Source organism: Ruegeria sp. CDSC079 (assembly GCF_059610505.1).
In genome coordinates, this window is sequence record NZ_JBXWNT010000003.1 from 262,902 (window position 1) to 283,137 (window position 20,236).

Here is a 20,236-nt window from a genome sequence, read left to right on the forward strand (position 1 = left end):
GAGACAGCGCAGCAACCTTGGCACAAACCAAGTTTCAGTCTTTAAAGTCGGCCCTTAGCCGACATCTATCGGCTTGTCTCGATGCTGCAGTCCAGCCCGCTTAGCTGCCGTTCGTCGCGCGTGCAAAATCCTGTAGAACGGTAACTCACAGTCTGCGGGACTTTGCTGACCTTGATGATTTTGACTCGAATGAATGCTTTTTCTAACCAAGAGAAAAGATGCGGCCAAAAATTTGGTGTTAGAAGCTAGGTTTGCTGGCTCTCCGTCGCTTGTGGCTGGATGATCAAAGTTCGATTGCTTGCACTCAAATTCATGTGCGGCTCAAAGGAATTTGCCTCAATAACAGCACGCCTTAGTAGTTCCGACACCTTTTAGGACCAATATCAATCCAAAGATTATCGAAACGGAATCCTTGCTTCTCCGATTGTCTCGATAAGCGGTGCTAAGTGAGATTCGTAGTTTCGCCATTTCTCCTTTGACGAGCTGTATAATGGCTGGCGCACTTGCTGAACACTTGCAGTGCGGACACGTCGTGCCCCTTTGTAAAACTCGAGACAACGATTATCCCACTCGAGGCCACAATATGCTATCAAGCGTCGCGCTTCGAACTCGATATCATCGATAAGGCTCTCATAGTGAATGGTGTGAAAGCTGCCGGCGGGGAGAACTTCCTTCCAATGCTGCATAACGCGCACATAGGCATTAAAGTATCGACCCAATTCGATCTGGTCGTAGCTGTGGAGCTGACTGCGCTGAAACACTCGGGTGAAGCAGGACAGACACGTATCTAGCGGATTGCGCGCGACATGCACGATCCGCGCATTGGGCATGATCGCATGAATCAGGCCAACCATCAGAAAGTTTGCAGGCATCTTATCAACGATATAAGGTTTACCAGGAGCGTGCGCATCGAGCCGCTGGACATATCGTTGGGCGCGTTTTGAAAGCTCCTGATCCGAGAGAGCCGCAATCAGACTTCCAGTTTTCTTGTTTCCACCGCGCAGTTGATCGGTGAAAAGTTTGTGCAAATAGTTAAGCTCTCCGGCTCCGAATACGTCTGAATGGCTGGCGAGGATCGACTCCGTCAGCGTCGTTCCAGACCGCGGCATACCAACAACAAAAATTGGTTGGCTGCTGTCCACCGAGCTCTGGTGAAGTTTTTCGACCAGTTCCGGTGTAAAGGCCGCGATCAGGTCGTCTGCCGTTTCCTCGATTTGGTCGGCATCAAAATCGATAATGCTGCGCTTTACTGCAGCCCCTTTTGCAAAATGTTCAAAAGCGCTGTCGTAGCGCTTGAGGTCCTCATAACATTTTCCCAATGCGTAGTGATACGATACCGATTGTTCAGGAAGCATCTTGTCGGCGTTAGGCAACGCAGCCACAAGACCCTGAAAATCAAGGTTGTCTTCGGTAACTTTATCCAACTTAACCAACGCGATCTGCGCATTCAAACGCGCCTTGTCACTTTCTGCGGCCTTGTTGAACCAGCTGCGGGCAGCGTCAAAATTGCCCTGCTCCATCTCCAGATGGCCCAAGGCGATCATTGTGGCCGAGAAATCCGGTTTTAGCTCAAGGGTCTTCTCGTAGTTGGCAAAACCGGCCTCGAGGTCGCCAAGGTGCGATTTGCAAACGGCTATATAGTGATATGCAGGCGCGTGGCCGGGGTCTAAGTGCTGCGCTTTTTCTGCCTCGACAAGGGCAAGTTCATGCAGGTTTTTCTCGATCAGGACCTGCGCAAGCCCGACATAAGCTTCGGGCTTTTTTTCATCTAGCGAAATCGCATTTCGAAAACAGCATTCGGCTTCGTCCCATTCGCTCTGCAAAACGTGTAACCGTCCCCGATTGCGGTGCAACTCTGCGGAAATATACCCCTTGCCAAGACAGTCATCTGCAAAATCTCTAGCTTCTTCTAGCTCCTCAGCTTCTATCATTACAGAAATGAGATTGTTGACACTCTCGAGATAGTCCGGGCGCAAATCTAGCACCCTACGATAGAACGAGATTGCCCCTTCACTGTCCTCGTTGTCGCGCGCGATTGATCCAAGATTATTCAGCGCAGCAATCAGATCTGGATTAAGGGCCAGCGCTCTCTTCTGAGATGCCTCGGCTTCGGATAAATCACCTATATCGTAATAGGCAAGCCCAAGGTTTGAATGCGCATTTGCAACCCCCGGGGCAAGCTGGACTGCACGTTTGCCAACCCTGATTGCTTCTTCAGGTTTTCCGTTCGTGCGTAACACCTCGGTGAAATTCGACAGGAACCCAGCATTGTCCGGCTGCAATCGGATCGCTTCGCGCATAGCATTTTCAGCTGGCCCGCTTTGACCGGTTTGAAACGCAATTACGCCAAGCAGTTGATGCGCTGGCGCGTATTCGGGCGCAGCTTTGAGCACTTGGTTCAGAACATTGACAGCTTTATTCAAATGCCCTGTATCGTAGGCCTGAACTCCTTGGTTGTAAGCCTCACCGATGGATAATGTCTGGTTTTTAGGCATTCAAGTAGCTCCGGGCTGGCGCATGACAACAGCCTGATCTCAAGCGCCGTCAAGTCGCCACATTGTGTTGCAGTTTTCCTACGAATTTCCAACAGCAATAGGTCATCCTATGCAATGGAAAATTGGTAGATTGCATACATGTTAACGATTTATTAACGGTTCGTAAGCGGAGCCGATTGCAAAAACGCGACGAGTTTCGAGAAAAAAACAAGATAATCTAACGGGATAGTAAATGTCTAATAATGGGTCGAGGGCGAACGCCCCCAAGCTCCGTGGGGGGCGTATTTTCAAGTGGAAAGGCCAAATTGTCAGCGCGGCTCCAGCTGCCTTGCTGGCGCAAGTATCAATGGTTGCCCTGATGGCCGGGGACGTACATGCGGATACGATCTCGAATGTGGTGACGACACCTCAGGTTTTCTCGACCGATGCGGATCACAAAGTAACGGCAAGCGGCGCGATCGAGATAACTTCTTCCACCGCTGCAGCTTTGACGATCACGACCGATTACTCAAGCACGTTCACGAATAATGGGACAATCTCGGTCACGGCAACGGATACCGATACTGCGACGGCACTTTTGCTGGACGGAAATTTGCAGCAATCCGGTGCTTTGGTGAACAATGGCACCATTTCTGTAGATGTCACCGGGTCTGATCCTCAGGATATCTATGGCTTGCTGGTGAACGGTGACGCCGACGGGGTAATCCAAAACACCGGAACGATTGATGTCGACGTGTTGTCCACGGATGGCGATATCGAGGCCTGGGGTATCTACGTTGACGGTGACGTTTCTGAAACAGGTAAGATCGTCAACACCGGGACGATCAAGGTTGATGGGCTGATCACCGACGGAAGCACCGCATCAATCTACGGTATTGCGGTCGACCGCGACGTCGCGGGTGTGATCAGAAACAGCGGCACGATTGATGTCCGCGCCAGATCATTCGCCGATGATTATGCCTATGCCTGGGGCATTTACGTGCAAAGTGACCTGGAAGAAACCGGTCAGATCGTGAACTCGGGAACAATCAAATCGGTTGCCATATCGACCAGTGACAGTACCGCGTCTGCCTATGGGATCGAAGTCAATGGCAATGCGCACGGTGTGATCCGCAATACCGGCACATTGGAGGTTCTGGCCTCTGCCCCGTCGACCTATGAGGCGATTGCCTATGGAATTTTGGTCGATCGTGACCTGTCCGGTCAGATCGATAACAGCGGTACCATCGAGGTAACCGCAATCGGTGTTGAATCCGACGCTTCTGCTTTCGGCATTTACGTCGATGATGACGTATTGTCCGGCGCGTCCGTACATAACAGCGGTACAATTGAGGCCTTTGCCAGCGCGGATACCGATGACGTAGCATATGCGGGCGGGCTTTACCTTGAGGACCTTGTTGACGGGATCGTGGTAAACTCGGGCACGATTACGGCCACTGCTTTGTCTCTCAACACCGCGGACGAGGCGACCGCGACGGGCATTTATGCCGGGGATGACGTTTCCGGTGCAATTCGTAACTCGGGCACTATGACGCTTTTCGCAGAAGCTGCCGAAGATTCTGCAGAAGCCTCGGGGTTTTATCTTACCGATGACCTAAGCGGCTCTCTGGCAAACTCGGGTGAGATTACAGCGACTGCGATTTCGCATGACACCTCTGCCGAGGCCTATGGGATTTATGTTGATGAAATCGTAACCGGTGACATCAAGAACACCGGAAGCATCACCGTCACCGCCAATGGTGCGCAACAGAATGGTGGGCCACCGCCAAACGCATCCGAGGCATTCGGCGTGTACGCCGGCGACATGCAGGGAACGTTCTCGAACACGGGCCCGATTACCGTGCACGCGACCGGCAGTTCCGGCACCCGTGCAGCCGGTATTCAGTTCGACAATTTCGACGGAACGATTCATGATCTGGGGACCATCAGGGTTTCGGGGAATGATGAGGTCTACGCTGTCTACCTTGGAACCGGCACGGGGACGCTGAATGTCGATACAATGGACGACGTTGAGGGTCTGATCCGCGTTCAGGACCATGACGTGAACCTAGACGCCAAAGGCGGCAGTGGCGTGTTTGCGTTCGAAGATGCCGCGCCGGGTACGGGTACCTTCAAGACCACCGTGTCTGACGGGCAATCCGCTTGGTTCGTGCAGGACAAGGGCGGCGCGGCCCCGATCTATTCTGTGGTCGACGGCAATGACATTGCACCATCGGGCGATGTCGCGGCCTTCTTCGGCAGCATTGTCGGCGGCAGTGGCAATGCGCTTAGCTATGGTCAGGGACCGCAGGTCGCGCAGGGCGCAACTTTCGCTGGTTTCCGGCCCTTCGCAATGATCGACGCCCAGTATCGAGAGTTCGAGAGCGGCTCGAACGATGACACGGACGTGACGATGTTCAGCGGAAGCGCCGGGTATACGGGGCAGATGGACAACGGAGTGTCTCTGGCTGTTGCCATGGGCGTGTTCACTTCGGATGGTGACAACAGCACCACCGACTTTGACACAAATGGCTTCTATCTTGATGCCGCAGTGGGTCGTCAGTTTGGTGCCTACACGCTGGATGCCGGGTTTGGCATTGGTTGGCTCACGACCGATCGTAGCCGGTCGATCGCGGGCAGTTCTGACGCCAAGGCTGATTACAACAGCAGGCTATTGACCGCGAATATCGGGGTCGAGCGTGCATTCGATGTCAGTGAGGATTTCGGTTTGCTTGGTTTTGCCAGCGCCCGTTACACCAACCAAAAGGATGACGGCTATACCGAGACGGGGTCATCTGCGAATGCCACCGTCGGCGATATCACCACCGAAGTTGTCGAGGCCCGTTTGGGGGTTGAGGCATCAAAGGACCTTGAAAACGGCGGTGTTCTCAGCGGTCAGCTTGGCGGCGTGTTGCGGCGCGACCTAGGCAGTTCCGAGGGCGACGTAACCGTCTTCTCTCAGACCGAGTCTCTGGCCTTTGCGTCAACCGACTTTACCGGCGCCAGTGTCGTGGTCGGATACGAGCAAGATCTCATTCAGGACATGCGGCTTGAACTGACGGCGGAACAGGAAATCGGCAGCGACGCTCAGGGGCCATTCCTGCGCGCCGGACTTCGCTGGTCGTTCTAGATCTAAAGAGCACTGCGGCACCCAGAGCGGTGCCGCAGAAATCGGCTCCAAGCTGAACTATGTCGGGCTCTGTTGCAAACTTTTGAGCATGGTGAGTTGATTGAGCGATCGCATCGGTGTTAACCGGCTAGTTCGGCGCATTGTTTGAATGGACAGACTCCTGGCGTGAGTTGACCTTTCCTGATCATGTGCGCAGTTTCGATTCCAGCTGGAGTTGCTGATGCTGAAAGCGCTTCAGAATCCACTTATGCGTTCTATGAGCCAGTACATCGATACCGACCCGATGCCATAGGCTGTAATCACAGTCGCCCTTTGGCTAACTGGACGTGCCATCAACCGCCAGATCGCGACAAGAAGTGCCAAGGCCCCGACAAAACTCAACTGGCCGGCCTCGACGCCCAGGTTGAAGGCAAGCAAGGCCGCAGGAATATCGTTTGAGGGTAGTCCGATATCGGCCAAAGCGCCTGCAAAACCAAGGCCATGCAAAAGCCCAAACCCGAAACAAACGATCCAGGGCTTCTGCTTTGAAAGTCGGAAACGCCCGTCGCCACCCTTAACAATTTCCATCGCCAGAAAAACAATAGAAAGCGCTATGATGGCCTCGACCGGCGGACCGGGGACATTCAGAAAACCTAGCGTTGCCAATGCCAGTGTTATTGAATGCGCCAGTGTGAATGCTGTGACTGCTCCCACCAGTTTCCACGGATCACGGACCAAAATAAACAACGCGAAGACAAACAGCAGATGATCCCAGCCTTCCAGGATGTGTTCAAAACCCAACTGGAAATACGCGGTGAAAACAGACCATGTGGTCTGTTCAGAAGGTATGTTCTGAACGGCCGTCTCTGGTGTGAACCGAAGCGTCGTGGGCTCAGCCTGCAGGGGCTGCACACGGACCAATACGTCGTTCTTTTGAACCTCCAAACCTTCTATCTGGATGGGTTGGCCCGCAATATCCCCGCGGCACTCGATAACCCAGAAAGAAACCCATGCTCTGCCATCGGAAATTGGGGTAGGGCCGCGCGCCGGGGTGCAACCATCCGGCGCCATGACATCGATCGCCATGGGTTGACCATTCACATCGGGTTTTCGCCAATGAACGCTCCAGGTGTCCGATGTGATTTGGCGAATTTCCAAGTACCCCGGATCAAGCGCATGCGCCGAGGCATTTCCTGCGACCCACGCAATCAGCAACGCAATCAGTAGGCCAAATACAGCTTTCATTTGGTTTGACCTGAGAGAGCGGGCACTATGATCTCATAGTTGGCAGCAAGAATCTCATATTGCGCTTGCGCCAGATCTTCGCTCATCACGCGACGCCAATCCCGCAGCACGGCATCGTGAATTTCTGATAATGGGGGTATTTGACTAGGTTCGATGTCTTGCACCTGAACCAGATGGACTCCGTAACCCGACTGGATCGGGCCAGCCCACTGACCTTTATCCAATGTTGTAAGACCCTTGGAAAAGCCAGATCCAAAGACCGAGTCTATCACTCTGGTCGCAGTCAAGGGCATAGATGCGGGCAGCAGTGTCGAGGCGCCCAGGTCGGAAACCTCATCTCCCTCGCGGAGGGTGGCCAATACCCTCTCGACTTCAGCTTTGTTTGGCTCCTCACCAATAAAGACCTGAATGAAGGCCAGCTTGCTGGGCGTCGCATAGCGTTCCGAGTTGTTTTGCAAAAAGGCCTCTAAATCTTCGTCTTCCGGAACAACAGACGTGGCAATCGCTTCGGTCAGGAAATCCATTTTTTGACTGAGACGAGACCGGATCACAGAGTCTCCGCGATCAAGGCCAAGCTTTCTTGCTTCTCTGACCAGTACCTCTTCGCGAATTGTTGCATCGGTCAAAGCTTGCAGCTCGGCACCGCTTGGGCGCCGTTTCCACCGTGCTTCAAACTGATCAGACAAAAGCGCGATATCGTTTTCGTCGATTGTTATTGTCCCAAAATCTTCGACAGTCTCGTTTTCCGGCGCAACCATTTGGAACCAAATGAAAATAGCTGCTCCAATCAGGAAGAAATGGAACAGGGGTTCTTTCAATATTCGCATGAAGGCTCCTGCATGAAACGCGCTCCGGTTTTACGTATCGATGCTGACATCAGTCGATTGAGCATTGCAAGAAAATCAACGCGACGCACAAATCAATCGTCTGGTGAATGGGCCGAGGTAAAGGCTTCTACCTCGGTTGCCAACGCCGTGATCGGCAGTGTTACTCTGCCGGTGTATACCAAATCGGGGAAGAGTAAGCGCGTTCCTGATGTGTGAGCACCGCGTCTTCGGGCAATTCGGCGCCAAATCTCAGCTTATCGTAAAGAATCCAACGCGGTGTTGGAATTTCGATCGCACGTACGTAATAAAATGCGCGTGCATTTGGATCGAATTCAGGATCAGACCAAACGGTTACAAGTTCGGCAGTTCCAATCGTGTTGGTCCAACTGGCGGTTTCAACATCAACTGTGTTTCCAACCGCAGGGATCTTGCCGTTTTGGTCAGCAACACGGTTGTCCGACCACGCCACATCGTAAACCTTTTCCTGCAAGGCCCCTTCAGAATCCAGCCAACCCTTTACCACCTGCACGCGATCCAGATTGGCACCAACCGGGTCGCGTAGTGCAGCGATCAGGAATGCGGGCGCACCTTCACCTTCGCGAGGTCGCAGATCCGAGCCCATCGGAACACCTTTGGTGTAGCCCACATCTGCAAGGAAGCGTGTTTCAACATCCGCGTCACTGAAACCCCAACCGCCAAAGAACCGCAGGCCGATCCGAGGTCCTGTGGTTGCATAGGTTTCGCGTCGCTTGAACGCATCGAAGATTGCAGCGCGAGTATTATCGGTCGCCCAAACTGCCGTGTATCCCGATGCGACAAGAAGGTCGCCAGGAATTTCGCCAAGGTCATTGGCGATGAAAGGATGCTTTATTCTCGTGGCCGAAGGTTCAACACTGACGGATTTTCCAAAGAAGTTGTCTTCTTCGGCAGTTGCCAGAGACGTATGGCTGTCCGTCGCGCCGCCCATGCCAAACTTATATGGGTTAACGCCGAACTTTTCTTCTAACAACAAACCGCGCTTCAAAGCTTCTCGGGCGTATTCTCCAGCCAGCATGTCATCGGTTTTCAGCTCGGTTATGTCGAGGTTGCCGACGTCCCAGTTTTCGTAATCCGCGAATTCATCATCCGGGCTCAGGAAGGGGTGCGCTTCGCCGTCGCCTTTGATCTGAGTGACTTCGTAGTGGGGTTCCCATTTCGCGCGGGCGGCCACATATTCCTCGTCGACCTTGCCACCGTGATAGGTGTCTTCGGTCGGGAACATCCACCCGTTCGAAAGGTTGCCGTTATGGGCGAAAGCTACCGCCCGACCGCCCGTTTTTTCTTGATAGTCTTCCAGCCATGCATATAGCGCCTTTGGGTCGGTATCACCAAAGGGTGGTTGCGTGACCGGCGGCACCATCTGAAGCGCCCTGATCGGCCCATCACGCAGCATGACGTTTCGATGCAGATTGAAACCCTTGGGTACAGAGGTCCATTCGAATCCGATGAACGCCGTGAAATTGCCGGGGTCGTTATGTTCTTCCGCAGCCAGAACGATTTGCTCCCAAGTAAAAGCAAAAGCGTCAGCACCCGGGCTGTAAGATTCCAGAAGAACTTCTGGCAGGGTCATTTGCGAAAAGTTGGTGATGATGTCGAACGCCGCTTTGCCGGCCTCTTCGCCACCTGCCTTGTAACCTTCGTACCATTCCAATCCTTTTGGATCCGCAAGGACGCCCGGCTTACCAGCCTGAAGGTCCGGGGCAAATCCCATCAGGTCAGTGTGATCCGTGAGAACCATCCAGTCGAGAGGCCGGGCCAGTCTTACTGGTTGACCCGTGGATGAAATGACCTGCTCACCTTTTGCAAAGCGCCAAGCTTCATCAGGTAACAGTGTGTTCCCGAAAGCACCTGCATCCAGCGAAAGTCCGGTGTGAAGATGCGAGTCTCCCCACAGCGGGCGCTCAGGGAAAGTCCGGTTCGCATATGGAGAATAAGGCTGCTTTGAGAACAAGCCTTCCGCCGCTTCTTCGCTAGGAACAGCGTCGGCAAAGACCGTCGATGATGCCAGCCCCAGTGAGATAGAATAAACAAAAGCTCGAAGCATATTGACCTCCCAACTCAAGATCGCCCGGTGGTGCCGGTGACTTACATCTCAAGAATTAATATTCCTATTTCTCTATATAACATCAAATTTCCATTTGTGGGAATACTCAGCTCTCGGCTTTGTCACGATGATGCAAGTAGGAGTGTGGCTGCCGAAGTTGGTCTGAAAATGCCTCGATAAGTCATAGCCTCGATTGTTGGGCTCAACATTGAGAACGGAAGCTTTGGAGAAATTGCGGATTGAATTGGCGAATGTCCATCGTGAGCCATGTATGCACTTTTGCAAAGTCGGCATAGCTGCGCTTAGATGACATTCTTGGCTATCGCGGCATGGATCATTTTGGGCTCAAACTCGACGTCGGATGCGATGCAGCATCCAGTGATATGCTGCACCGGTCAACGTCGGGCTGTCGAAGTGGGATGGAATGGCGGTTCGGAGGATCAGTCATGGAAACACCAAACTTACCCGCCATTCGCGCGCTTCGCCCAGCCTGAAACAAGGGCCGGATGGAACAGCCTGACTTCGTGACCCAAACGGCCGATCTCGCGCCCCCAATAATGCGCACTGGCGCAGGCCCCCATTGCAACCACGCTACGCGGGAATTTGGCAAAGTACTCGAGGACCTTGCCCATGCGAAGTTTCTTCTGAAGAACCGGGTGACCTGTTCTAGCCGCTCCGTGCACCTGGAACACATTCTTCGCCAAATTCAGGCCAATCTCTTCCAGTGACGCCTCCATTCAGTTTGTTTTCAAACCCACAATGGCACACCGAGGCCAGCCGGGGCGTCTACACCTTCAGAACCGTTCAAGGGTCGTGTTGTGGCCAAGTCGTCGGTCCTGAGTGTGAGGTCAATGAAGTTGCGCGACGACATGATCTACGGCCCAATCTCATGTCGACGCGGCAACGGTTGGCAATGGACGGCTATACGTCATCAGATGGTTTGAGACAGATGGCGGTTTGACTTTGTTGTGTCATCGCTCATCTGGTTTCAAGCAGTACGGATGGTGGCATTCCAGACGTCAAATAGCTCAAAACGTTTAAGAACGATGCGCTCAAATAATGATCTGGATCAAAATGTACCAGCCTCAGAACGATTATGCAGTAAACTCAGAAAAGGAATCAGAGGTAACCAGGTCAAAGCGATATGAGCCAACTGACCAGCCGACGCGCGTTTTTGGGCGTCACCGCATTCCAGGAGGACAGTAATCTTGTTCGACCTCCGGGTTCGGTTGTGCCTGGTTTTGCAGATCAATGCAGTAAATGTGGCGACTGTGTCGAAGCTTGCCCCGAAAGTGTGATTGCCATTGGTCAGGATGGGTATCCGGTGTTTCAACCCACCGAGGGTCCCTGCACTTTTTGTGGGAGTTGCGCTCAATCCTGTCCCACGGATGCCCTGGACATAGAACGCCTGCAAGATTGGCCGTGGCGCGCGTCGGTCGAAGCTGCGTCCTGCCTGTCTGTCAACGGTGTCAGCTGCCGAGTGTGTCAGGATAATTGCGATCAGAACGCCATCAGCTTCAGGCTGCAAATGGGTGGCCGCGCGGATCCATCTTTAGACCTCGACGCCTGCACTGGCTGTGGGTCGTGTATGGTGTCATGCCCGGTCGATGCCGTCACATTGAAACGCAAAACCATATCTCAAACGGAAGTCAGCCAATGAATATCTGCGGATGCCTTTTACATATCGCACCAGCGCAGGCACTGGCGGCGTCCGAGGCAATGAAAGGCACGGTCGGTGTCGAAATTCACGCCGAGGCCGAAGACGGCCGTTTCGTAATTGTTGTCGAAGACACGCCGACACGCCTTGCGTCCGAGATCATCATGGACCTGCACCAGATCCCCGGGGTGATTTCTCTGACGTTAACGTACCACCATTTCGAGGACACTGCGGACAGCCATCCGCATCTCGATGCCCCAAGCCAAACCACCAGCCGGAGGCCCACGCTATGACCATATCAGAAACTCGTCGGACATTCCTCAAGGCCTCAGCGGCCGCAGCGACGGCTTCTGCCGCAGGTATTCCTCTGGCCACTGGTCAGGCCGCCGCGCAGGTGGGCACTCCTGACATTCGCTGGGACAAGGCCGCCTGCCGGTTCTGTGGCACCGGCTGTTCTGTGCTGGTAGGTACCAAGGACGGGCGTGTTGTCGCCACTCAGGGTGACCCTGACGCGCCGGTCAATCGCGGGCTGAACTGCATCAAGGGCTATTTCCTGTCCAAGATCATGTATGGCAAGGATCGCCTGACCACCCCATTGCTGCGCAAGACCAACGGCGAATATGACAAGAACGGTGAGTTTGAGCCGGTCAGTTGGGACGAAGCCTTTGACGTCATGGCTGCCAAATGGAAAGAGGCGCTGGCCAAGAAGGGCCCGACCAGTGTCGGCATGTTCGGGTCAGGCCAGTGGACGGTTTGGGAAGGCTATGCTGCTTCGAAATTGATGAAAGCCGGGTTCCGGTCCAACAATATCGACCCCAACGCGCGGCACTGTATGGCGTCCGCGGTCGTGGGCTTTATGCGTACCTTCGGAATTGACGAGCCGATGGGTTGCTATGACGACCTGGAACACGCGGATACTTTCGTGCTGTGGGGATCGAACATGGCCGAAATGCACCCGATCCTGTGGTCGCGCCTGACCGACACGCGCCTGACCAAGCCGGGATGCGAAGTGCATGTTCTATCGACATTCGAACATCGCTCGTTCGAGCTTGCCGATAATGGCCTAGTGTTTAACCCGCAGACCGATCTGGCGATCCTGAATTACATCGCCAATTACATCATTCAGAACGGCGCGGTGAACGAAGAGTTTGTCAACAAACACGTCAACATCACCAAGACCGCCACCGATATCGGTTATGGTCTGCGCGATACAAACACGCTGCAGCAAGAGGCAGAGAACCCAAACTCGGGCAAGCTCGAGACGATCAGCTTAGAAGAATACGCCGAGGCGGTCGCGCCTTATACGTTGGAATACACAGCCGAACTGTCTGGCGTGCCCGCCGATAAACTTGAGAAGCTGGCGCAACAATATGCAGACCCGAACCGCAAAGTGATGAGCTTGTGGACCATGGGCTTCAACCAGCACACCCGCGGATCGTGGGTGAATTCGCTGATGTATAATGTACACCTGCTGGTTGGTAAGATCTCAGAACCCGGCAACTCGCCTTTCTCGCTGACCGGTCAGCCCTCGGCCTGTGGAACCGCGCGTGAGGTGGGCACGTTCGCCCACCGCCTGCCTGCTGACATGGTGGTGGCAAATGACGAACACCGTCAGATTTGCGAAACCGCCTGGAATATCCCGGCAGGTACTATTCCACCTAAGCCCGGGTTCCATGCTGTCTTGCAGCACCGGAAGCTGAAGGATGGTGAACTGAATGCCTATTGGGTGCAGTGCAACAACAACATGCAAGCGGCACCCAATATCAACGAGGAAGGTTACCCGGGCTATCGCAACCCGGAAAACTTCATCGCAGTCTCTGACCCTTATCCAACGGTCACGGCTGTCTCTGCCGATTTGATCCTGCCCACCGCCATGTGGGTCGAAAAGGAAGGCGCCTATGGCAATGCGGAACGCCGTACGCAGTTCTGGCGTCAGCAGGTGAAAGCGCCAGGTGAAGCAAAATCGGACCTGTGGCAATTGATGGAGTTTTCGAAGCGCTTCACCGTTGAAGAGGTTTGGGATGAAGAGCTGCTGGCCAAGATGCCCGAACACCGCGGCAAGACGATGTATGATGTGCTTTACGCCAACGGATCGGTGGATAAGTACCCCCTAGCCGAAACTGCGGAAGGCTTTGACAACGACGAATCCGAGCATTTTGGGTTCTACGTTCAGAAAGGCCTGTTTGAGGAATATGCCGAATTTGGCCGTGGCCACGCACATGACCTTGCACCGTTCGAAACCTACCATCAGGCGCGCGGGTTGCGCTGGCCGGTCGTGGACGGGCAAGAAACCCTTTACCGCTTCCGCGAAGGGTACGATCCGTATGTGCCCGAAGGCGCGGATGTTAAATTCTACGGTCACAAGGACGGCAAGGCAAAAATCATCTTTGCCCCCTACGAACCCGCCGCAGAAGAGCCGGACGAAGAATATGACCTGTGGCTGTCTACTGGTCGCGTGCTGGAACATTGGCATTCAGGCTCGATGACACGCAGGGTGCCGGAACTGCACCGGGCGTTCCCGTCGGCAGTTGTCTATATGCATCCACAAGACGCCAAGGATCGCGGCCTGCGCCGCGGGCAGGAAATCGTGTTGTCGACCCGCCGTGGCGAGGTCACCAGTCGGGTTGAGACACGCGGGCGCAACAAGGTGCCGCGCGGCTTGGTCTTTATGCCGTGGTTTGATGAACACCAGTTGACCAACAAGCTGACGCTGGATGCAACCTGTCCGCTGTCGAAGGAAACCGACTACAAGAAATGCGCCTGTAAGGTCGAGCGCGCGTAATCGGCACGGATCGCAAAGGTTATCCCCATGCCCCTCGCCGAGAAACCTCTTTCGCCGAAACGTCGCCGCTTCCTTCAGGATACGGCGCGGGCGGCAGGCGGCTGTGTGGTCGGCGGGTCACTGCTGGCCTGGCTGACCCGCGACGCCCGTGCATTGTCGGCCGAAGCTTTGCGGCCCCCCGGCGCGCTGCCAGAACGGGAGTTCTTGTCGGCCTGCATTCGCTGCGGGCTGTGTGTGCGAGACTGCCCCTATGATACCTTGAAACTGGCCGAGCTTGGGTCGGATGCCGGGGCGACGGGCACGCCATATTTTACCGCTCGCGATGTGCCTTGTGAAATGTGCGACGATATCCCTTGTGTTGCCGCCTGCCCGACCGGTGCGCTAGATCCCAAGTTGGATAACATTGACGATGCCAAAATGGGCGTCGCGGTTTTGGTCGATCAGGAAAACTGCCTGAACTTCCTGGGATTGCGGTGTGACGTTTGTTACCGTGTCTGCCCCGTGATAGACGAAGCGATCACGCTGGAAACAGCGCATAACGCCCGCTCGGGCCACCATGCGATGTTTATCCCAACCTTACATGCCGACCGCTGCACCGGCTGTGGCATGTGCGAAAAAAGCTGTGTTCTGCCAGAAGCCGCAATCAAGGTATTGCCGGCACGTCTAGCGCGGGGCAGCAGCGCGGATCATTACCGCAAAGGTTGGGAAGAAAAAGATGCCAAGGGCGCGCCGGTTGTTGAAGGCATAATCGACCTGCCCGACCGCCTGCCCGGCCCGGGGGTCGACAACCTGATCGCACCGGGTGGTTTTGAGCCCGGCTATGATCTTCCAGGGGTGGGACAATGACCACCCGCACACATATGCCCATAGGCCAAGAAGCCGTGGCGGTCAAAGGCTGGGTCGGCGCGCATAAATACCTGATACTGCGCCGTATCAGTCAGCTGTTCTTTCTGGTCCTGTTCCTGTTGGGACCCTGGTTCGGCATCTGGGTCGTAAAAGGTACCTTGGCAGGATCGCAGACCCTGGGTGTACTGCCGCTGACGGACCCATTCATACTATTGCAAAGCATCATCGCCGGGCATTGGCCGGCGATGACCGCTTTTATTGGCGGCTTGATCGTCGTGGTGGCCTATGCGCTGGTCGGGGGCCGCGTCTATTGTTCGTGGGTCTGTCCGATCAACCCGGTGACCGACGCCGCCAACTGGTTGCACAGGCGGTTGGATTTGCCGAAAGGTTGGCAACCTAAACGGCGCACGCGGTTGTGGATATTGGCAACCGCGCTGATCGTCTCGGGCCTCACCGGCGTGATCGCATGGGAGATTATCAACCCAATTACCATGCTGCATCGCGGACTGATCTTTGGGGCCGGTTTTGTCTGGGCCATGGTCGTTGCGATCTTTGTCTTTGATGTGCTTGTCGCCCGTCACGGCTGGTGCGGCCACATATGCCCGGTCGGTGCGTTTTATGGCCTGATCGGCACCAAAAGCCTGTTACGGGTCAGCGCGGTTAACCGCTCGGCCTGTGACGATTGCATGGATTGCTATGCCGTCTGCCCCGAAAACCACATCATTTCGCCCGCGTTGAAGGGCAAGCCGGGTGCCACGCCGCTGATCCTATCAACCGACTGCTCAAACTGCGGTCGCTGTATCGATGTCTGTGCAGTTGATGTCTTCAAATTTACTCACCGGTTCGACGACCAAGTCGCCGCACCTTCCGACCCAGTTCCCGCGCCTGAACCGCGCGTAGCCAGACCTATTTAAGGGAGTGCCGAGATGAACAAGCCAATCCTGACAGGTGTCGTCGCCCTGATCCCCGTTATATTCCTGAGTGGGTTCGTCCTTGCGCAATCTGCGCCGGTGCAAACCCTGCGTGGCGCCGAGGTGGATGAACCCATTCCGTTGGACCAGATTCACAAGAACGTGGAAGGACGGATGCAGCGCAACTATCGCCAGCAACCACCGCTTGTCCCCCACTCGATCGAGCAATACCAGATTGACGTGCGCACCAATCAATGCCTGTCCTGCCATGACTGGACCAAAGCCGGGGAACGCAATGCGCCGACCCTGTCGATGACCCATTATCTGGATCGTGACGGCAATGAGTTGGATCACATCGCCGGGACCCGTTATTTCTGCAACCAGTGCCACGTGCCTCAGGCAGATGCGCCTGCGTTGGTCGACAACGTGTTTGAACCCTCGTCCGGCAACTAATCCAACGCATGTCTGAAAGGAGCACCAAGATGGCAGACTCCCCCGAAAACCGCGGTTGGATCCACCGCCTCTGGAACGCGATCTGGACCCCGGCTGTTATGTTCAGCTCGGGCTTTCTGATCCTCGCCGGGTTTCTGGCCGGTATTCTGTTCTGGGGTGGGTTCCACTGGACATTGGAACTGACCAATACCGAGGAATTCTGTACCTCGTGCCACACGATGGAAACCAATCTGGGCGAATACCGCGAGACGATCCACTATAACAACCATTCCGGTGTCCGCGCGATCTGTTCTGACTGCCACGTGCCACATGAATGGAACCACAAGATCAAGGCCAAGATCATGGCTGTTAAAGATGTCTATCACGAGCTTGCCGGAACCATCAGCACGCCTGAGAAATACGAAGCGCATCGGCTAAGTATGGCTTCGGCGGTCTGGAAAAAGATGAAGGCCTCTGACAGCCGCGAGTGCCGCAACTGCCATAACTTTGACTATATGGATTTCACCATCCAAGAAACACGCGCTGCATCGGAACATCAGCGGGCAATTGACAACAACATGACCTGCATCGACTGCCACCAAGGCATCGCACACAGCCTGCCGCAGGGTTATCAGGAAGAATACCAAAAAATCACCGATGCGCTGGCTAATAAATCTGCAGGTAACTTGCAACAACAGGTTGCTGACGGCAGCACAGAAATCCGGTCATACCTGACCACACAGTCGGACTGAAAAGGGGTAAGTCATGCTGGAACTTCTGGGAACAATCGGAGGCAACATCATCGGCCTTCCAGGCATTCTGGGCATTGCGCTTGGCATGATGACGCGCCGCCTCTGGCTGGGGGCCATGATGGGCGGTTTGATCGGCATTGTTGGGACGCTGCTGTTTGCCCATTGGGACTTTGCCAATGTTGCAACGACCGAACTTTTGATTGCCATTGTTGTGGGTCTGTGTGCCGGGACACTGGGTTCTGCGATCCGTATCAAAGGGGCAACGGTCTAACAGAAAGACCGGAGCGTGCTGGACAATGGCGGCTTAGGATTGGTCCTTTACCCGATGCTCTGGGTTAGATAGCGACTAGGTGCAGAAGGGCTCTGATGGAATGGACATCCCCTGATCTCTCATCTGATAGGATTTGGAGATGGAAGCCGTCAGAACTATCGAGCAATCCGTGCCGAGGGACCATTGCTCACGTTGGTGTAGATTGTCAGTTGCAGCCCACGCGCCACTGGAGTATTCGACCACGCCTTGCAATGGACCGGTATTACGACATCTAGCTGCAATAAAATAGATATCATATCAAACCCTTAAAGATAGTGTTTCAGCCAAATTGATTCAGGCAAGTAGGCCTCAATGAGTCCACTGCAGATTGATTCCATATCTTATTGCGCACAATGGCGCCCCCAAGCGCGTAATCCTAGGAACCATGATTGGCCTGGCAAGATCCGGGCTCTGCTTGTACTACTCCCACCATTTTGTACTGCGCAAAAAAACAACCTGTTCTGGCGCAAAAAGTAACAGCGCAGCCCGCACCGCCGCACTTGTTTTAGGGCCAGCAGGATTTGGACAAGCCAAACGCCTCTGGCCATCTGGGGTGAGACGCTGCCTTTCCCCTCGGGCAACCCTATTAGACAACACCGTGTCCTCGGCTGCGCCTGCGGGCCGCACCACTATTGTCGAATAGCATTGCCTCGCCTCCATCCGCGTTCGCCACTTGGCAGATCAGCAGGAACAGCCGCCTTCGTTGTCTGATCTGCAAATCAGCCCTGATTTTCCCAAATGGGAAATCAGGATCAATGAAATCGGTCTTAGTGCTGGATGAAGGAAGTGAGCCGAAAATTGCATGGTTCTGCCACCAGCGACAGCTAAGCTATTGATTTTGAATCAACTGGATTTTCTGAAACGCACAAGTTTTACCATTTACGACTCAAAGTATTGCCATCAAATCAGAGTAGTCAGAGTGCCTCCACCAGTCTTCAGTGCGACTTCTATAGGTGAGGCACCTATCTTTGATCGACTCCCACCAAATCGGAATAGGAACGCTCGCCGCGAGTGATTTGTCGTTTGAGGATGTTCTTTGCAGCTTTTACTTTACCCTCGCTCAGAAGCGCCGTGATCGCTTGATGCTCCTGGAACGACTTCTTCGTTCGATCAGAACGCTTGGACAGATGAGTCCGCATGGTTTGGACGATGTCGCCGACTTTTTGGTAACCATCACTCAAATAGCTGTTTTTGCAGTACCTGAAAAAGGCGTGGTGAAATTCTGCATCTAGTTCCAAGTACTGCTCGAATTCATCTGCTTCCCGCGCTTCAGACATCTTCGATACAGTATCTGCAAGTTCATCAAGCAGAGCGTTACCATTTTCTTTGACTGCCTGCTCCATAGCAGCAGCTTCGAGGATGAGTCTGTATTGGCAAAGCTGCACCACATCCTCTTGAGAAAGAGAGAATACAAAAGCTCCTCGATGAGGAAAGATCTGAACGAGCCCCTGAAGATTCAAAGCCGATAGCGCTTCGCGAATCGGAGTTTTGCTGATGCCCATGGCATTTGACAGCTTCACTTCCGGCAACGATTCACCCAATTGAAACGTGCCATTGATAATGCCTTTTCGGATGTGCTCTTCAGCAGTTTTACTCAACGAATCCGGTCGCTTAATCTGCAAAATCTCGGTCATTTTCACTTCGTCCTATTTCGTCTCTCTAACACAATAGCACATGTACGCTTGATTTCTATATTATATCTGATATCTCAGATAATAGATATAAAATAACCAAATCCGTGGGAGGATACCTTGTTCAAGAAATCAACATTGGCGCTTGGCGTCGTCATGTCAGCCGGGCTTGCTTTTGCAGCATCCGCTGAAACAGTCATTAAGGTTGGGCACGGCGCAGCAGAAGCGTTTCATATGCATCGCGCGCTACTGAAATTTGAAGAACTGGTCGAAGCTGGCTCGAATGGTGAGATCGACGTACAGATTTTCCCCTCGTCGCAGATGGGCCCGGACCGCGAGATGATCGAAGGTGTTCAAACCGGTGTTCTTGAAATGGCCATTCCCCCGTCTTCGTTCTTCGCAGGTTGGGATCCGGCCTTTGCAGTGATCGAACTTCCCTACATGTATGCTTCCAAAGACATCGCCTTTGATGTTCTTGATGGTGAGGCCGGTGAAGGCATGCTTGCACGTGTCGAAAACCAGGGATTGGTCGGTCTTGGCTGGCTTGAATTGGGAGTACGCAATGTGACCAACAATGTCCGCCCAGTTGCAACCCCCGCAGATCTCGAGGGTGTCAAGCTGCGCACGATGAAAGTTCCAGCACATGTGGCAACCTTCGAAACTCTCGGCGCCAACCCAACGCCGATGAACTTTGGCGAGGTTTATTCTGCCCTCCAGCAAGGCGTGATCGACGGGCAGGAAAACCCCCTGGCGATCATTACTTCGCAGCGTTTTTACGAAGTGCAGAAATACCTTTCGACCACGGGCCATGTCTTTGCGGTCTACATGCCGGTCGTCTCCAAGCCATTTTTTGACTCGCTGCCTGCGGAGCATCAGCAACTAATCCGGGACTCGATGGCTGCCGCACGTGACTATCAGGCTGAACTGGTCGCCAGCGAAGATGCGGAGCAGTTGGAACAGATCCGTGCCGCTGGTGTCGAGATTCTGGAGCTGACTGCAGAGCAGAGACAAGCCTTTGCCGACAAAACAGAAAGCGTTCGTCTTCAATATCGCGACGAAGTTGGCGCCGAAGCCTACGACGCTTGGGTCGCGGCGGTGTCCGCAGCAAGCGGAAGCTGACCCACGGTTTACTCAGCCAATCCGGGCACCCGTGCCGAGCAGGTTCGGGCGCCCCTTT

General features: G+C 54.2%; 15 protein-coding genes and 2 pseudogenes. 10 read left to right on the top strand and 7 right to left on the bottom strand.

The window, feature by feature from the left end; translation table 11 throughout:
• Positions 1-395: 395 nt before the first annotated feature.
• Positions 396-2,495: a tetratricopeptide repeat-containing sulfotransferase family protein gene (locus AC2FIC_RS07105; RefSeq protein ID WP_496691466.1), complete on the bottom strand. Its 2,100-nt coding sequence runs from the start codon at positions 2,493-2,495 to the stop codon at positions 396-398.
• Positions 2,496-2,841: 346 nt separating this feature from the next.
• Between AC2FIC_RS07105 and AC2FIC_RS07110 the strand changes: the two genes are divergently transcribed.
• Entirely contained in the window at positions 2,842-5,604 is a 2,763-nt protein-coding gene (locus AC2FIC_RS07110) for an autotransporter family protein (protein WP_496691465.1), read from the top strand.
• 119 nt (positions 5,605-5,723) lie between these two features.
• Here AC2FIC_RS07110 and AC2FIC_RS07115 read toward each other — a convergent pair.
• The 5 genes and pseudogenes from AC2FIC_RS07115 to AC2FIC_RS07135 all read right to left on the bottom strand — a co-directional run.
• Positions 5,724-5,831, bottom strand: a pseudogene (locus AC2FIC_RS07115) (IS6 family transposase); the annotation flags it as partial.
• Between the two features lie 7 nt (positions 5,832-5,838).
• Positions 5,839-6,828, bottom strand: coding sequence for a HupE/UreJ family protein (locus AC2FIC_RS07120; protein ID WP_496691464.1), 990 nt, complete (start codon positions 6,826-6,828; stop codon positions 5,839-5,841).
• On the bottom strand, positions 6,825-7,655 hold the full coding sequence (locus tag AC2FIC_RS07125; RefSeq protein ID WP_496691463.1) for a peptidyl-prolyl cis-trans isomerase: 831 nt from the start codon (positions 7,653-7,655) through the stop codon (positions 6,825-6,827). The genes AC2FIC_RS07120 and AC2FIC_RS07125 overlap by 4 nt, the downstream gene beginning before the upstream one ends.
• Before the next feature lie 160 nt (positions 7,656-7,815).
• Entirely contained in the window at positions 7,816-9,738 is a 1,923-nt protein-coding gene (locus tag AC2FIC_RS07130) for a DUF3604 domain-containing protein (protein WP_142640387.1), read from the bottom strand.
• Between the two features lie 476 nt (positions 9,739-10,214).
• Positions 10,215-10,475: pseudogene (locus AC2FIC_RS07135) on the bottom strand (IS110 family transposase); the annotation flags it as partial.
• Between the two features lie 407 nt (positions 10,476-10,882).
• Here AC2FIC_RS07135 and napF point away from each other — a divergent pair.
• Genes napF through AC2FIC_RS07175 form a run of 8 tightly spaced genes read left to right on the top strand, consistent with a single transcriptional unit; the run spans position 10,883 to position 17,389 of the window.
• The gene (gene napF, locus AC2FIC_RS07140; RefSeq protein WP_496691462.1) at positions 10,883-11,398 is read left to right on the top strand and encodes a ferredoxin-type protein NapF; all 516 of its coding nucleotides are present in this window, start codon (positions 10,883-10,885) and stop codon (positions 11,396-11,398) included.
• The gene (locus tag AC2FIC_RS07145; RefSeq protein WP_496691461.1) at positions 11,395-11,688 is read left to right on the top strand and encodes a chaperone NapD; all 294 of its coding nucleotides are present in this window, start codon (positions 11,395-11,397) and stop codon (positions 11,686-11,688) included. Before napF ends, AC2FIC_RS07145 begins: the two co-directional genes overlap by 4 nt.
• A complete protein-coding gene (gene napA / locus AC2FIC_RS07150) occupies positions 11,685-14,177 on the top strand; it encodes a nitrate reductase catalytic subunit NapA (protein ID WP_496691460.1) in 2,493 nt (830 codons plus the stop codon). The genes AC2FIC_RS07145 and napA overlap by 4 nt, the downstream gene beginning before the upstream one ends.
• Positions 14,178-14,204: 27 nt before the next feature.
• Complete coding sequence (gene napG / locus AC2FIC_RS07155) at positions 14,205-15,023, top strand: ferredoxin-type protein NapG (protein ID WP_496691459.1); 819 nt, start codon at positions 14,205-14,207, stop codon at positions 15,021-15,023.
• Positions 15,020-15,937: a quinol dehydrogenase ferredoxin subunit NapH gene (gene napH, locus AC2FIC_RS07160; RefSeq protein WP_281973974.1), complete on the top strand. Its 918-nt coding sequence runs from the start codon at positions 15,020-15,022 to the stop codon at positions 15,935-15,937. The genes napG and napH overlap by 4 nt, the downstream gene beginning before the upstream one ends.
• A 12-nt stretch (positions 15,938-15,949) precedes the next feature.
• On the top strand, positions 15,950-16,387 hold the full coding sequence (locus AC2FIC_RS07165; RefSeq protein WP_200818550.1) for a nitrate reductase cytochrome c-type subunit: 438 nt from the start codon (positions 15,950-15,952) through the stop codon (positions 16,385-16,387).
• Positions 16,388-16,416: 29 nt separating this feature from the next.
• The gene (locus AC2FIC_RS07170) at positions 16,417-17,118 is read left to right on the top strand and encodes a NapC/NirT family cytochrome c (RefSeq protein ID WP_496691458.1); all 702 of its coding nucleotides are present in this window, start codon (positions 16,417-16,419) and stop codon (positions 17,116-17,118) included.
• A gap of 13 nt (positions 17,119-17,131) precedes the next feature.
• Complete coding sequence (locus AC2FIC_RS07175) at positions 17,132-17,389, top strand: hypothetical protein (protein WP_496691457.1); 258 nt, start codon at positions 17,132-17,134, stop codon at positions 17,387-17,389.
• A gap of 1,001 nt (positions 17,390-18,390) precedes the next feature.
• On the opposite strand, the gene AC2FIC_RS07180 is transcribed toward AC2FIC_RS07175, so the two are convergent.
• On the bottom strand, positions 18,391-19,062 hold the full coding sequence (locus tag AC2FIC_RS07180) for a GntR family transcriptional regulator (RefSeq protein WP_496691456.1): 672 nt from the start codon (positions 19,060-19,062) through the stop codon (positions 18,391-18,393).
• A gap of 117 nt (positions 19,063-19,179) precedes the next feature.
• On the opposite strand from AC2FIC_RS07180, the gene AC2FIC_RS07185 reads away from it, so the two are divergent.
• Positions 19,180-20,178, top strand: a complete 999-nt coding sequence (locus AC2FIC_RS07185; protein WP_496691455.1) for a TRAP transporter substrate-binding protein — start codon at positions 19,180-19,182, stop codon at positions 20,176-20,178.
• Positions 20,179-20,236 lie beyond the last annotated feature (58 nt).

What these genes read in the sequence shown, in the direction of transcription:
- AC2FIC_RS07105 (WP_496691466.1), bottom strand. Translation starts at nt 2,495, where the DNA reads ATGCCTAAAAACCAGACATTATCCATCGGTGAGGCTTACAACCAAGGA.
- AC2FIC_RS07110 (WP_496691465.1), top strand. Translation starts at nt 2,842, where the DNA reads ATGGTTGCCCTGATGGCCGGGGACGTACATGCGGATACGATCTCGAAT.
- AC2FIC_RS07120 (WP_496691464.1), bottom strand. Translation starts at nt 6,828, where the DNA reads ATGAAAGCTGTATTTGGCCTACTGATTGCGTTGCTGATTGCGTGGGTC.
- AC2FIC_RS07125 (WP_496691463.1), bottom strand. Translation starts at nt 7,655, where the DNA reads ATGCGAATATTGAAAGAACCCCTGTTCCATTTCTTCCTGATTGGAGCA.
- AC2FIC_RS07130 (WP_142640387.1), bottom strand. Translation starts at nt 9,738, where the DNA reads ATGCTTCGAGCTTTTGTTTATTCTATCTCACTGGGGCTGGCATCATCG.
- napF (WP_496691462.1), top strand. Translation starts at nt 10,883, where the DNA reads ATGAGCCAACTGACCAGCCGACGCGCGTTTTTGGGCGTCACCGCATTC.
- AC2FIC_RS07145 (WP_496691461.1), top strand. Translation starts at nt 11,395, where the DNA reads ATGAATATCTGCGGATGCCTTTTACATATCGCACCAGCGCAGGCACTG.
- napA (WP_496691460.1), top strand. Translation starts at nt 11,685, where the DNA reads ATGACCATATCAGAAACTCGTCGGACATTCCTCAAGGCCTCAGCGGCC.
- napG (WP_496691459.1), top strand. Translation starts at nt 14,205, where the DNA reads ATGCCCCTCGCCGAGAAACCTCTTTCGCCGAAACGTCGCCGCTTCCTT.
- napH (WP_281973974.1), top strand. Translation starts at nt 15,020, where the DNA reads ATGACCACCCGCACACATATGCCCATAGGCCAAGAAGCCGTGGCGGTC.
- AC2FIC_RS07165 (WP_200818550.1), top strand. Translation starts at nt 15,950, where the DNA reads ATGAACAAGCCAATCCTGACAGGTGTCGTCGCCCTGATCCCCGTTATA.
- AC2FIC_RS07170 (WP_496691458.1), top strand. Translation starts at nt 16,417, where the DNA reads ATGGCAGACTCCCCCGAAAACCGCGGTTGGATCCACCGCCTCTGGAAC.
- AC2FIC_RS07175 (WP_496691457.1), top strand. Translation starts at nt 17,132, where the DNA reads ATGCTGGAACTTCTGGGAACAATCGGAGGCAACATCATCGGCCTTCCA.
- AC2FIC_RS07180 (WP_496691456.1), bottom strand. Translation starts at nt 19,062, where the DNA reads ATGACCGAGATTTTGCAGATTAAGCGACCGGATTCGTTGAGTAAAACT.